Below are 13,447 nucleotides of genomic sequence, written 5' to 3'. Positions count from 1 at the left end.
CGACAACTCAGTTGCCGACGCATGCCGAGGGATTCAGCCTCGGCGAGATGGACGGCTTCAGCGGAGACCGCCCGTGGAGCAGCGTTTCCACCACGCTGGCACCGCTACTCGACCATCCGGACGACGACGCCCCCGACCTCACGCCCACTCAATGCGCGGCCATGCTGCCCCGGCTGGAAGCAATCATTGAGCAGCGGCAACACGATGCCAGCGATCCCGTTCTCCAACGGCACCTCGATGACGCCCGCCAGTTGGTCACCGTCATGAGGTTCTGCCTGAACAAGGATGTCGAGCTCATCTTCGGATGACCACCAGGCCGCAGCGCGTCCACGCCGTTCATCGCCGAGGCGGGCCCTCACACCCGCGATGGCGCAGGGAAGCCAGGCCCCGGCAAAGCAGGCGACGGGGCACAACTACGCCGACTGACACACCTCTCACCGTCGGAGAGCCATCTGCGGAGCCGTCCGACTGCAACGGCACGGCCTGTCCAAGCAGACCGCTGTCTGCGACGGCGCACGCAGAGGTGACAGGAGTCGAACCTGCGACATCCGGTTTTGGAGACCGGCGCTCTGACCTCTGAGCTACACCCCTTCGACGCCTCCCAGGCTGGCACGGCCGAGCACGTGATTCCACGGATTTTCACAGTGAGCGCTTCTGCTGCCGCCACCGACAGCAGGGGCCGCAGAGATGATCGATAGACGCACACCCTCTCCGTGTGTCACCGTTCGATCGCGCTATGAAGCCGCACCCACCCTTGTGAGGAGCACGATGTCCGCACCTACCGCCGAGCAGAGTACGGCCGTCGATACCTTCAAGCGCGGGGACCACATGGTCCTGCAGGCCGGAGCCGGGACCGGTAAGACGACGACGCTGGCAATGCTCGCAGCCAGCACGGCGAAGCCCGGCCGGTACATAGCGTTCAACAAGTCGATCGCGAACGACGCCGCCCACAAGTTTCCCGGCAATGTGCGGTGCAAGACCGCGCACTCGCTCGCCTTCGCAGCCGTGGGCCACAAGTACGGAGCCCGGATGAACGCGCCCCGGGTGCCTGGCTGGAAGACCGGCGCCTCCCTGGGCATCGGCATCAACATGCGGATCCGGATCGGCGAACGCAACGTCACCAACAAGGCCCTCTCCTACACCGTCCTGCGGACCGTCACCCGCTTCTGCCAGTCCGCCGACCGCACCATCAAGCGCCACCACGTGCCCCGCCTGCGAGGCGTCGAGGCCGAGGACCTGCACGCCCAGCTCGTGGACATCGTCCTGCCGTACGCCGCCAAGGCATGGGACGACCTCCAGAACCCGCAGGAAGGCGTTGTCCGCTTCGATCACGACCACTACCTGAAGATCTGGGCATTGACCGAGCCGAGGATCGAAGCGGATTTCCTGCTGCTGGACGAGGCCCAGGACACCAACCCGGTGATCGAGCAGGTCTTCAACGCCCAGCGGGACCACTCCCAGCTGGTGATGGTCGGCGACTCCGCCCAGGCCATCTACGGCTGGCGGGGAGCGCGAGACGTGATGAGCGACTTCGACGGCACCCAACTGGCCCTGTCCCAGTCGTTCCGCTTCGGTGCCGCCCTGGCCGAAGAAGCCAACCGGTGGCTGGGCATCGTCGACTCTCCGATCCGCCTGACCGGCACTCCGACCATCAACACCCGGCTCCAACGGCTGGAGGAGCCGGACGCGATCTTGTGCCGGTCCAATGTCGGCGCGATGCTCGAAGTCATGCGCCAGCTGGAAGCCGGCCGCCGCGTCGCACTGGTCGGCGGCGGCGACGCACTGCGAGCCCTGGCCCGGGCCGCCCGCGACCTGAAGGCCGGCAAACGCAGCGCCCACCCCGAACTCATCCTCTTCGAGAACTGGGGCGAGCTCCAGGAGTACGCCGAGTACGACCCGTCCGGACGTGACCTGCTGCCTCTGGTCGACCTGGTCGACGAGCACGGGGTGGACGTCATCCTGCAAGCGGTCGACCGGCTCGCAGCCGAGCAAGGGGCCGAGATCGTCGTCTCCACCGCCCACAAGTCCAAGGGGCGCGAATGGGCCTCGGTACGCATCGGCGAGGACTTCGAGGAACCCGTCGATCAGGAAGAGACCGACGAGAACGGCGATCCGTTGCCCGGCGACATCGACGACGCCGAGGCACGCCTCGCCTACGTCGCCGTCACCCGCGCCCGGCACAACCTCGACCTGGGCGGCCTGTCCTGGATCAACCAGCACCCGGACGGCAGCCCCGGCGGCAAACGCCCGCCCCAGGTCCCCGTAGCGCCCTCCGGATGGGACGCGCTGGGGCCTGCGCCGCACTGAACCTGACAGAGGTGGCCCGAGCAACGATGTCAGTGCCCTCTGCCACCGTGGAGGCTGGCACGAAGGATCTGCTCGGAGAGGGGTACCAGGTGCCGATGACGGCGATGCACCCAGAGCGTGGTCGGATCGATGCCACGGCCGAGGGCCTCGGCTGCGACTGGTCTTGGTCTGCCGTCCACCGCGTGCGGCCCCGAGCCCCGCTGACCTGCCCGGAATGCGGCCATGGGCTGCGGGCCAAAGTCTCCCGCCGCGGTCTGCGATTCTTCGCTCACGACCCTGGTTCGCCCACATGCTCCCTGACCGGGGAGACGATGGAGCACCGCCTACTCAAGCTGGAACTCGTCCTCGCCGCGAGAGAAGCAGGCTGGCACGCGGAGCTGGAGGTGCCCGCCGCCAGCGGGCGGTGGCGGGCCGATGTCCTGGCTACCTCGCCCGACGGCTCCCGACGGATGGCCTGGGAACCTCAGTTGTCCCCGATAACCACAGGCGACATCAGCCAACGCACCGAACGCTACGCCGCCGATGGCGTCGCGGTCTGCTGGGTGACTACCCACCGACGTCCCTGGCTCGGCGAGGTCCCTGCCGTCCGCGCCAAGCCGCCCAGCGAGCAGCCTGGGTCGCAGTGGCAGGTCGCCGAAGGGCTCGCCCGATTCACCGTCGAACCGTGCGAAGACGAACGTGTGTGCCCTGGCGACGGTCACGGTGCCTGGAGCGAAGTCCAAACACTTTTACGGGAGTTTGTGGCTTGGTCGCAGTCCCACCGGGTCATTCCGCACCGCCTGTCCCGCCCGGCGTACCTCGCGGGCAATCAGTGGGATCAGGTGTGGACGGCCCCGCAGTACGCTGCCGCGGCCGAAGAGTTCTCCCGTGCCGCAGAGCGTGACCGGTGGCTGAGCTCTCCCCGCGGCTCGGCCCGTGTCATGGCCCCACAGCAAGGAGACACCGAGAATTTCGCACGGCAGGCCGCTCGCCTGCTGACCGGCACCCAGCCCACTGCACGCCGCCGCCCACCCTCGCCTCGGACACCGAGCACAACGGACCGCCCCCGTATCCCGGCAAATCCAGCCCTGGAAATCGGACCTGATGCGAGTATTCCCGCACTGCACGCCGCCGTGAGCGCCTGGGTGCAGGCTGCGACCGGATCGACGCCCCAGATACGCCACAGCTCGCGTATTGCCAACGGGGCACCGATCTACCTCGACGACAAGCCCTACGGTGTTCTGCGGCCGGACCCCGAGCAGATGGATTGGCAGCAGTGGCGAGGCTTGAAGGATCTCGTGGTCTTCGCCGCGACCCGCGACGAGCGCAACCGCATCGCCGTCGCGGCCCCGAATGGCGTCCGCATTGTCGTCCTCGGACAGCCAGGTTCTTGAACGCCGCAGGGCCGACAAGCACGGCGCAAGAGCCCCTTGTACGCGGTCCAACAGGCCCTTAGGCTCGCGCCCTTGGGTTGACGGCTATGGGGGGCTGGGCGTGGCGGTATTGATGGTGGCCGCGACGGTGTACGGCGTGGTGCAGCTGCTGGTGTTGTCATCGCCGACGCGTTCGGTGCGGGTCTCCACCGTCCTGCTGGCGATCGCAGTGGGCGTCTACGGCTGCGGCATCGTGACCGTGCTGCTGGAGTACGCGTATACACGCGCCGTCTCCGACCAGCCTCATGGTGGGGCACTGCTCAACACCGTGAAGACGGCCAGTTACACCGTCGACCCGGCCATCGAAGAGCTGATCAAGATCACACCGCTGCTGCTGGCGGCGTGGAACGTCAAGATCCGCCGCCAGTGGGGCCTGACCGACTACGTGGTCATCGGCGCGGCGCTGGGTGCGGGATTCGGGCTGCTCGAAGCGGTGGCCAGGTTCGGGCTGGACGCGGCCCGGGCCGTCAGCCTCCCGACCGGTGGCTGGATGATCCCCGACAGCCTGCAAGCGCCTTGGATCCCCGGCGCCGGTCAGGTCTTCGCTGCCTGGTTCCCCGCCCCCTTCACCACCCTGGACTTCGGCGAGGCCCACCCGGCCGCTAACACCAGCCCCCACCTTGTCTACACCGCCGCCGCGGCCCTGGGGGTTGGCATCCTCATCCGCGAGGAACAGGTCATATCGGTGCGGATTGTAGCCGTCGACCTTGAGCGGGCTTGTGTTCTCCTGTCGGCTGAAGGCATCGCCGACGGCCTGTCCGCCCGGGAGGAGATGGGCTGAGAACGGGGCTGCCTACAGCGGTTCGCCGGGGATGGCCAGGTAGGTGTCTCGCAGGCTGGCGAGCAGGGGGTGTTCCGTGGCCATCGGTGTCTCGTCGATGGCGGCGAGGGCGCGCACGCCGATACTTGTGTTCGTGGCGAAGGCCGCGTGCAGGTGCTGGGTGTCGGCGGGCGTGACCGGGGCCGTGGTGTAGTCGGTGTGCTGCTGGAGCAGGGCCATGGTGACGCCGGGCAGGACGTCCGCCTCGGGCCAGATCACGCCCTCGTCGCCGATGAAGCCGACGTTCCACGTTCCGCCCTCGGAGATCCGGCCGTCCGGGCCGGTGAACAGGGCGTCGTCGTAGCCGTCGAGCTGTGCGGCGCGGCGGGAGTGGAGGGAGCCGAACAGCCCTGTGTGCTTGATGGCCGGGGCGTCGCGTTCGTAGCGGAGGGTTTTGACCCGCAGGGGAGGCAGCGGCAGGGCTGGGGCGGGGCGCGCGGTGACGAGGATGTTCGGCGTGTTCGCCTTCGCCGGGTGGCCCAGGTCGATGCCGGGGTCGAAGATCGTGACGCGGACGACGAACGCGCCGCCGCGCTCGCCCGCCGCCCGCCTGACGTAGCGCCGGACCACGCCGGGATCGAGGTCGGCGCCGAAGACCGCCTCGCAGTCCCGCGCCAAGCGCTCAAGGTGACGGCCGAGACCGCGTACGCGCTGGTCATCGACGCGCATGCTGGTGAAGTGCCCGTAATTGGTGAGCGCCAACGTCGCCACGGCATCAGGGTCGACAGGCTGTCCGTTCAGTTCCGCCATGCGTTCAGGATGGCAGCAGGATGGCAGGGAGACGTGCGGGAACGGGGTCGGCCAACGTCCGGCGGGTGCCGAGTGAGAAGGCGATCACCTGTCGGGAAGGACACGCCCGGACCGACCCAGGCGCGGGTCTCGAAAGGTAGTCGGGCCGACCCCGTACCGTTTCAGCTTGCTGCATAGTGATAGCTATTGCAAGACATTCGCAATAGAGGGGGCGGGGACGGCGGCGTGCGCCGGGGGTTGGGGTGGGGAGTAGAAAGGGCCTTATGCCGCGCCGTTACTTAGGCTCCCAGCCCGACACCGAGGCCTCCGAGCCCGACCTCTCCGAGTCCGACGCCGAGGCGATGGTCACCGCCGTGCTGACCGCGTCCCGGCTGCTCATCGCCGTCTCCGCCCGGTCCTTGGCCTCGGTGGAGGAATCCCTGACGCTGCCGCAGTTCCGGATGCTGGTCGTCCTGGACGCCGGAGGGCCGCTGAGCCTGTCCGGGCTGGCCGGGGAGCTGGGGGTCCAGCCGTCGACCGCCATGCGCATGATCGACCGCCTGGTCACGACGGGTGTGGTCGCGCGCGGCGTCTCCGCCGAGGACCGGCGCACCAGCATGATCTCGCTCACCCCGGACGGCCGCCGGGTCGTGGCCGAGGTCACCGATCGGCGCCGCCAGGAGATAGCGGGCATCGTCGATGTCATGCCCGCCGGACAGCGCCGTCATCTGATCGAGGCGCTGCAGGCGTTCGCCGAGGCGGGCGGCGAGCCGTCCGTCGAGGGCGGGCGGCAGGCGCACGCCGCCTGGTGACCTGTCTCCTCTGAACGGCATCCCGGCAGCGGGTCCGCGTGACCCTGCGAGAATGATCAACTGCTCTGGGAGACCGTAAGACCGGTGGGTGGCCGGGGGGATGAGGACGTGCGATGAGGCTGCGGGACCGGCTGCGGTATTGGTTCGACGGCACGATGGACCGCGGGACGCCCGCACTGATCGGCTGGCTCGGCCTCGCCTCGCTCGCGTTGATCGCTTTCGTCTCCACGCTCGTCGTCGCGTTCAGCCACGAGGACACCCGGAAGAGCGGCGGCTGGTCGGGCGTGGTGTGGATGAGTCTGCTGCGTACGCTCGATCCGGGCACCATGGGCGGGGACGAGGGCAGACCGCTGTTCCTGGTGCTGATGCTCACGGTCACGATCGGCGGCATCTTCATCGTCAGCGCGCTCATCGGTGTGCTCACCACGGGCCTGGAAAACCGGATCCAGATGCTCCGTAAGGGCCGGTCGCAGCTGGTCGAGCGCGGCCACACGATCGTGCTGGGCTGGTCGGACCAGGTCTTCACGGTGATCGCGGAGCTGGTGGAGGCCAACCAGAGCGCCCGGCGCTCCTGTGTGGTGATCCTCGCCGACCACGACAAGGTCGACATGGAGGACCAGATCCGCCACCGGATCCCGGCGACCGGCCGCACCCGGGTGGTCTGCCGCTCCGGAAGTCCGCTGGAGCGGGGCGATCTGGAGCTGGTGAGCCCCGACACCGCCAAGTCGATCATGGTGTTGCCGCCGGTCGGGGAGGACACCGACACGGACGTCATCAAGGTGCTTCTGCTGCTCAACAGCCGGAAGTGGAAGGGCGCGCGGCCAAACGTCGTGGCGGCCGTGGAGAGTTCGGACAACCTGCCCGCGGCCCGGCTCGCGGCCGGGTCGAGCGCCCTGATCGTCGACGCCGACGACATCGCCGTACGGCTCATCGCCCAGGCGCACCGGCAGTCGGGGCTGTCCAGCGTCTTCAACGAGCTGCTCAGCTTCGAAGGCAACGAGTTCTACTTCCACGACGAGCCCGCGCTGGCGGGTTCGACGTACGCGGACGCCCTGGACCACTACGGGCTGGGCATGGCCGCCGGGCTGCGCGGGAGCGACGGTGAGGTGCTGGTCAACCCGCCGCTGGACACGGTCATCCGGGCCGATGACCAGCTGCTGGTGATGGCCGAGGACGATCTGCTGATACGGCGCGCCGAGACCCGGCCCGAGATCGTCCCGTCGGCGATCACCACCGCGCCCGGACGGCCGCCGGTGCCGGACCGCACCCTGCTGATCGGCTGGAACTCCCGGGCGTCGAAGCTCATCACACTGCTGGACAGCTTCGTCGAACCCGGCTCGGCGGTGGACATCGCGGCACCGCGGCGGCCGCGCAAGGGGGTGCCGGAGGGGCTGAAGAACCTGACGGTCGGCCACCGGCGGTGCGAACCGACCCGCAGGTCGTCCCTGGAGGCCCTCGACCTCGGCAGCTACCAGCACATCGTGGTCCTGTCCGACGACACCATCGCCCCCAAGCGCGCCGATGACCGGACACTGGTGACGCTGCTGCACCTGCGCGACATCGAGGTGCGGCTCGGCGATCCGTACTCGATCGTCACGGAGATGAACGACGACAGCAACCGGGAGATCGCCCAGGTCACCAAGGCCGACGACTTCATCGTCAGCACCAAGGTCATCAGCCTGCTGCTGACCCAGCTGACCGAGAACCGCGACCTCTACACGGTGTTCATCGACCTCTTCGACCCGGACGGATCGGAGATCTACCTCAAACCGGCCGCCAACTACCTGGTGCCCGGGGCCGAGGCCAACTTCGCGACGGTCATCGAGGCGGCACGGCGGCGCGGCGAGACCGCCCTCGGCTACCGGCTGGCGCGCCACGCCGACGTGCCGCCCGCCTACGGGGTCTTCCTCAACCCCGACAAGGCCGCGCCGCTGGTCCTGGACGAGGGCGACGCGATCGTGGTGCTCGCCGAGGAGTAACGCTCCTGCGGGCCCGGTTACTGGCGGCTCAGGGAGCGGCTGACGCCCGCCGCCGTGGTGGTGGCCAGGATCCAGCCGGTCACGATCAGCAGGTACGAGAGCCACTGGTACCCGCCCCGCGGGGCGAAGGCGCCCTCCTGCCCGAAGCCGATGATGGGGAGGAGCAGGTCGAGGGTGTAGAAGACCGGGTTGAAGTCGGGGGCCTCGCCCGCTTTCAGGGGCCGCGGGTGGTGGAGGGCGAAGGCGAGGGTGCCGGTGAGGAGCAGGGCGCCGAGCCAGCCCGCGGCGCGCAGGGGGCGGAAGCCGTAGCCGACGGTGACGTCCTGGAGGTGGCCCCAGGCGCGGGCGTAGCGCGGGAGGGTGCGGCGGTGGCGGCGGAGCTTGGCGAGCTGGACGGTGCGGGCGGCGGCCTCGTCGCCCGCGGCGCGGTAAGCGGTGGTCAACTGCTCGTAGGAGGCAGGGAGGTAGCCTTCCGCCTCGCGTTCCAGGAGCGGTAGCCGCTCTTCGGCGGGGAGGTGCGGGGCGAGGCTGCGGTAGCCGAGGCCGTCGATCCTGACGCGGTCGGGCCAGACCTCGGGACGGATGTGCAGCAGGTCGATCTGGGAGCGGCGCAGGTTCACCTCGCCCTCGAGGGCGGCCTCGTGGAGCCGCAGCTCGCCGATGACACAGCTGCTGGCGCGCAGGGCCTGGCCGCCCGGGTGGGACAGCCGGGCGTAGGCGAGGTTGAGGTGGCGGGGCAACCGGGCCCCGCTGAGGTTGACGCGACCGCGGGCGCGCAGCCGCATGGCGTGCAGGTCGTTGCCGACGGACAGGTTCTCGGCGTGCAGGGCGGTGCCGCCGGGGGCGTGGAGCGCGCTGTCGTCGAGGTTGACCTGGCCGGCGACGGTGGCCTCGTTGAGCCGTATCCGGCCATGGGCGACGAGGCCCCTGGCCTGGACGTCGGCCCCGATGGCCGCGTGGTTGAGCTGGAGCAACGGCTGTTCGCAGCGGGTGTCCGGAGTGCCCAGACGTGCTCCGTCGAGGAAGAGCCCTCCGGTGATCTGCGCCCCCGCGAGCCGCACCGGGCCCGTCGTGCGGCACCTGCTCATCCGCAGGACGCCCTCGGTGTGCAGGGCCCCTGCCGTCAGCTCGGGAAGGGTGGAGTCGCTGAGCACCAGGACGCGCAGCCGTGCCCCGTACAGCTGCGGGGTGCGCTCGAAGTGGCAGGACCGCAGCCGTACGGCGTGCTCGACCACCCCGTACTTCAGGCGCAGCTCCCCGGTGATGCGCGCGCCGATCAGCTTCAGGCCCGCCACCTCGCCGTCGCGCGTGGGCCCGTCGAGCAACAGCGCGCGCAGCACATCGGCGCGTACGGTCCGCTCGGGCCCCCAGGAGCCGCCGTTTCCGGGATCGTCGTCGGCGCCCTCACGGAAATCGACGCCCTCATCGAGCGGGAAGGCCCGCCAGACGCGCCGCTCCGCCGGTGTCAGGTCCGTGATCTCCACCGGCGGGATCGTGTCGTGGCGGTGTTCGGGCTGTCAACCGCGTTGTGTTTCGCGGGGCTTGGACTCGGTGGCGGCGGTTTCGGATGCTGATTCGGTCGCGGTGTCGGCGGCGGGGGCCGCGGCGGGCTTGGGACGGATGAGGCGGCGCGCCAGGGGCTCGGTGTAGCGGGCGGTGAGCGGGCCGATGATGACCAGGATCAGGACGTACGCCGTGGCCATGGGGCCCAGCGACGGTTCGATGCCCGCGGTGACGGCGAGTCCGGCGATGACGATGGAGAACTCGCCGCGCGCCACCAGGGTGCCGCCCGCGCGCCAGCGGCCCTTGACGGAGATCCCGGCGCGCCGTGCGGCCCAGTAGCCGCTGGCGATCTTGGTGCAGGTGGTGACGATGGCCAGGGCCAGGGCGGGCAGCAGGACCGGCGGGATGCTGGCGGGGTCGGTGTGCAGGCCGAAGAAGACGAAGAAGACGGCGGCGAACAGGTCGCGCAGCGGGCTGAGCAGGTTGTGGGTGCCCTCGGCGACCGAGCCGGTGAGGGCGATGCCCACCAGGAAGGCGCCCACGGCGGCGGAGACCTGGAGCTGCTGGGCGATCCCGGCGACCAGCAGGGTCAGGCCCAGCACCACCAGCAGCAGCTTCTCGGGGTCGTCGCTGGAGACGAAGCGCGAGATGTGGCGGCCGAAGCGGACGGCGACGAAGAGGACGAGGCCCGCGACGCCGAGCGCGATGGCCAGGGTGACGCTGCCCGCGGCCAGCCCGACACCGGCCAGCAGGGCGGTGACGATCGGCAGGTAGACGGCCATCGCCAGGTCTTCGAGGACCAGGATGGACAGGATCACCGGCGTTTCGCGGTTGCCGAGCCGGCCGAGGTCGCGGAGGACCTTGGCGATGACGCCGGACGAGGAGATCCAGGTGACTCCGGCCAGCACGACGGCGGCCACCGGGCCCCAGCCCAGCAGCAGCGCCATGGCGGCGCCGGGCAGGGCGTTGAGCGTGGCGTCGACCAGCCCGGCCGGGTACTGGGTCTTGAGGTTGCTGACCAGATCGCTCGCGGTGTACTCGAGCCCGAGCATCAACAGCAGCAGGACGACGCCGATTTCGGCGCCGATCGCGACGAACTCCTCACTGGCCCCGAGCGGCAGCAGCCCGCCCTCGCCGAAGGCCAGCCCGGCGAGCAGATAGAGGGGGATGGGCGAGAACTGGAAGCGTCCGGCGAGTCGGCCGAGCAGCCCCAGCCCGAGGATGACCGCACCGAACTCGATCAGGAAGACGGCAGAAGAGTGCATCCGTCTGTCACTCCCGCCCCAATATCGCCGCGGCGGCTTCCACGCCCTCGCGCGTGCCGATCACGATCAGGATGTCGCCGCCCGCCAGCCGGAAGTCCGGGGCCGGGGAGGGGATCGCGTCCGCCCGGCGCAGCACGGCCACGATGGAGGTGCCGGTGTCGGTGCGGGTCCGCGTCTCGCCCAGCACCCGCCCGTTCCAGTACGAGTACGGGGACAGCTCGATCCGCTCGGCGACCAGACCCAGCTCGGTGGTGGACAGCAGCGTGGGGCTGTGGTGCGCGGGCATCAGCGCGCTGATGAGCGCCTCCGCCTCGCCCGGGGTGAGCCGGGTGGACAGCGCGCATTCGTCGGGATCCTCACGGCGGTACGCGCTCAGCGTCCGCCCGCCGTCGCGGTGCGCGACCACCGACAGGCGGCCCTTGTCCCGCGTCGTCAGGTCGTAACGGACTCCAATGCCCGGCAACGGCGTACTGCTCAACCGCGGAACACCCACAGCCATCCCCTCGTTCGTGCGCGCCTTCGCGCAGGTCGCGCAGGTCGAAGTGTCGTCCCGCCACCGTAACAAATGGTAAAGAGTAAGTAATGGGGGGAAGTGCTCTGGGGCCCGGTGGAACAATCCGCGTTCGGGTGTCCATACCCCCGGAGACGCGCGAGAAAGACGGTGATCATGATCGAGTGGCGGCAGCTCAGCGTCGGCATGAGGCCCGTTCCCGAGCCCGTCGCCACCCCGGTCATCTGGTCCGCGGCGTTCGCCGGGGCGCTCCTGCTGGTGGCCGTCCTCAACTCGCTGGGCGGGCACGGGCGGCCGACGCTCGCCCTGGTCGCGCTGTCGCTGTTCGCCGCGGTGCTCGGGCTGTGCGCGCGGTTCGTGGCGGCGCCGGGGACGGCCGTGCTGTGCTGGCTGTTCCTCAACGCCTTCGCCATCCCGCCCACCGGGGAGCTGACCTGGGCGGGCGGCCGCGACAGCACCTGGCTCGCGTGTCTGCTCGGCGCGACCGTCGTCGGTACGGCCTGCGCCCGCGTCGTCAACGCCCGGGCGGGCTACCGGCGGATCACGCCGCACGACCGCTGACGGACCGGGACCAACGGGCCGGAGCGCAGGGCCCCGGCCGCGCCGGGCCGTCCCTTAGGAGGGCTGTCCCTAGGAGGGCTGTCCCTAGGAGGGCTGTCCCTAGGAGGGCTGTCCCTTAGGAGGGCTCGTTGCCGTAAGGCTGGGTGATGATCTCCATGCCATGACCGGCCGGGTCCATGAAGTACAGCCCGCGGCCGCCGTAGTGGTGGTTGATCTCGCCCGGCTGCTTACCGTGCGGATCGGCGTAATACGTGATGCCCTGCTCCCGTATCCGCTGGAACGCCGCGTCGAATTCCTCGTCGGAGATGAGGAACGCGTAATGCTGCATGGTGATCGACTCGGCCGGGATACTGGCGAAGTCCAGGGTGACCCCATTGCTGGTGGACACCGGTATGAACGGTCCCATGGCGTCCCCCACCTCCAGGCCCAGTATGTTGGCCAGGAATTCGGCGGATTCCCGGTTGTCCCGGGAATGGACGATGGTGTGATTCAGCTCGACTGACACTGTGGAATGCCTCCCATTAAGGCAATCTCACGGGCACCTCCATGCCTCACCCAGCCGGTGACCGACACGCGATGCCGTATCTCCGATCCTAGGCGCCGTCCCGCTCACCCGTCGAGCCTCGCTGAACCGCCGCCACACTGAAGATTCCGCCCTCGGCGTCGCGGAGCGCCGCGATGCGGCCGTAGGGGGTGTCGACCGGCGGGGACACGACGCTTCCGCCCAGTTCCACGGTGCGTTCGGCGACCCGGTCGGCGTCCTCGACCCGGAAATAGGCATGCCAGCGGGGCCGCACATTCGGATCGGGGGCGGCCTCCAGGGCGCCGCCGCGCAGCCCGGCCACCGCCTTCCCGTCGATGTGCAGGACCACCCGGTCATGCTCGAAGCGGACGTCGCACCGCTCGCGCGACTGGGCGTCCCAGCCGAAGACCTGGCCGTAGAAGAGCGCCGCGTCGAACGCGTCACGCGTACGCAATTCCAGCCACACGGGAGCGCCCGGTCGGCGCTCACCCCACCAGGCGGAGGTGAGGTCCCCCTCCCAGATGCCGAAGACGGCACCCTCCGGATCGGACGCCCAGGCGACCCGGCCGTTGCCGAATTCCAGCGGCCCGACCGCGACGGTGCCGCCGCGCTCCCGGACGCGCCAGGCCACCTCGTCCGCGCTGTCCGCCGCGAAGTACGTCGTCCAGGTGACGGGCAGCGTGACATCCGCCGACGGGGCGGACGCGCCGATGCCGACCGTCGCTACGCCATCGTCGGTGCAGGCGATGGTGTAGCGGCCGTGCCCGTACCGCGTGGGCCGGAACGTCCAGCCGAAGAGATCTCCGTAGAAGGCGTGCGCGCGGTCCAGATCGGCTGCCATCAGGCTCACCCAGCACGGTGCTCCCTGGACAGCACGGAACCTCTCCCGCAAGCCGCTCACCTCACTCCGCTCCCTCTCCGCTCACTCTGCTCACTTCGCCGGGCGCAGCACGCGCACACCCTTCGCGCAGCCCTCACACAGCGCTCGCGCAGCCCTCATCGCCCGCGCGTCACGCCCGATATCT

The 13,447-nt window shown here is 69.8% G+C and carries 13 protein-coding genes and 1 tRNA gene; 7 read left to right on the top strand and 7 right to left on the bottom strand.

Features of this window, described 5'->3' with window-relative positions; translation table 11 throughout:
- The first annotated feature begins 47 nt into the window (after positions 1-47).
- On the top strand, positions 48-308 hold the full coding sequence (locus ACZ6CL_RS07300) for a hypothetical protein (RefSeq protein ID WP_468932265.1): 261 nt from the start codon (positions 48-50) through the stop codon (positions 306-308).
- Between the two features lie 210 nt (positions 309-518).
- Here the strand turns inward: ACZ6CL_RS07300 and ACZ6CL_RS07295 are convergent.
- A tRNA-Trp gene (locus ACZ6CL_RS07295) sits at positions 519-591 on the bottom strand.
- A gap of 177 nt (positions 592-768) precedes the next feature.
- On the opposite strand from ACZ6CL_RS07295, the gene ACZ6CL_RS07290 reads away from it, so the two are divergent.
- The 3 genes from ACZ6CL_RS07290 (at position 769) to ACZ6CL_RS07280 (ending at position 4,500) form a co-directional block, all read left to right on the top strand.
- On the top strand, positions 769-2,307 hold the full coding sequence (locus tag ACZ6CL_RS07290) for a UvrD-helicase domain-containing protein (protein ID WP_468932263.1): 1,539 nt from the start codon (positions 769-771) through the stop codon (positions 2,305-2,307).
- 311 nt (positions 2,308-2,618) lie between these two features.
- Positions 2,619-3,680 carry a competence protein CoiA family protein gene (locus ACZ6CL_RS07285; protein WP_468932261.1) on the top strand — a complete coding sequence of 354 codons (1,062 nt, stop codon included), beginning with the start codon at positions 2,619-2,621 and terminating at the stop codon, positions 3,678-3,680.
- A 100-nt stretch (positions 3,681-3,780) separates the two neighbouring features.
- Positions 3,781-4,500 (top strand): PrsW family glutamic-type intramembrane protease, encoded by a 720-nt coding sequence (locus ACZ6CL_RS07280; protein ID WP_468932259.1) that lies wholly within the window; start codon positions 3,781-3,783, stop codon positions 4,498-4,500.
- Between the two features lie 12 nt (positions 4,501-4,512).
- On the opposite strand, the gene ACZ6CL_RS07275 is transcribed toward ACZ6CL_RS07280, so the two are convergent.
- Positions 4,513-5,289, bottom strand: a complete 777-nt coding sequence (locus tag ACZ6CL_RS07275; protein WP_468932256.1) for an aminotransferase class IV family protein — start codon at positions 5,287-5,289, stop codon at positions 4,513-4,515.
- A gap of 263 nt (positions 5,290-5,552) precedes the next feature.
- Here ACZ6CL_RS07275 and ACZ6CL_RS07270 point away from each other — a divergent pair, with 263 nt between their 5' ends.
- Both ACZ6CL_RS07270 and ACZ6CL_RS07265 read left to right on the top strand, forming a co-directional pair.
- Positions 5,553-6,080: a MarR family winged helix-turn-helix transcriptional regulator gene (locus tag ACZ6CL_RS07270; protein WP_468932253.1), complete on the top strand. Its 528-nt coding sequence runs from the start codon at positions 5,553-5,555 to the stop codon at positions 6,078-6,080.
- Between the two features lie 113 nt (positions 6,081-6,193).
- The gene (locus ACZ6CL_RS07265; protein WP_468932250.1) at positions 6,194-8,059 is read left to right on the top strand and encodes a CASTOR/POLLUX-related putative ion channel; all 1,866 of its coding nucleotides are present in this window, start codon (positions 6,194-6,196) and stop codon (positions 8,057-8,059) included.
- 17 nt (positions 8,060-8,076) lie between these two features.
- On the opposite strand, the gene ACZ6CL_RS07260 is transcribed toward ACZ6CL_RS07265, so the two are convergent.
- The 3 genes from ACZ6CL_RS07260 to ACZ6CL_RS07250 are packed head-to-tail and all read right to left on the bottom strand — an operon-like array spanning position 8,077 to position 11,326.
- Entirely contained in the window at positions 8,077-9,543 is a 1,467-nt protein-coding gene (locus tag ACZ6CL_RS07260; RefSeq protein ID WP_468932248.1) for a membrane-associated oxidoreductase, read from the bottom strand.
- A gap of 33 nt (positions 9,544-9,576) precedes the next feature.
- Positions 9,577-10,827, bottom strand: a complete 1,251-nt coding sequence (locus tag ACZ6CL_RS07255; RefSeq protein ID WP_468932246.1) for a cation:proton antiporter — start codon at positions 10,825-10,827, stop codon at positions 9,577-9,579.
- A 7-nt stretch (positions 10,828-10,834) separates the two neighbouring features.
- Positions 10,835-11,326, bottom strand: a complete 492-nt coding sequence (locus ACZ6CL_RS07250; RefSeq protein WP_450874630.1) for a cation:proton antiporter regulatory subunit — start codon at positions 11,324-11,326, stop codon at positions 10,835-10,837.
- 168 nt (positions 11,327-11,494) lie between these two features.
- On the opposite strand from ACZ6CL_RS07250, the gene ACZ6CL_RS07245 reads away from it, so the two are divergent.
- Complete coding sequence (locus ACZ6CL_RS07245) at positions 11,495-11,899, top strand: hypothetical protein (RefSeq protein WP_468932242.1); 405 nt, start codon at positions 11,495-11,497, stop codon at positions 11,897-11,899.
- 115 nt (positions 11,900-12,014) lie between these two features.
- On the opposite strand, the gene ACZ6CL_RS07240 is transcribed toward ACZ6CL_RS07245, so the two are convergent.
- Entirely contained in the window at positions 12,015-12,404 is a 390-nt protein-coding gene (locus ACZ6CL_RS07240) for a VOC family protein (RefSeq protein ID WP_468932240.1), read from the bottom strand.
- A gap of 88 nt (positions 12,405-12,492) precedes the next feature.
- Positions 12,493-13,263: a VOC family protein gene (locus ACZ6CL_RS07235; protein WP_468933308.1), complete on the bottom strand. Its 771-nt coding sequence runs from the start codon at positions 13,261-13,263 to the stop codon at positions 12,493-12,495.
- Positions 13,264-13,447 lie beyond the last annotated feature (184 nt).

It is taken from the genome of Streptomyces sp. NPDC041200, assembly GCF_055591805.1.
The sequence above is the reverse complement of the archived record's forward strand: the minus strand, read 5'-3'. Positions and strand labels throughout refer to the sequence as shown.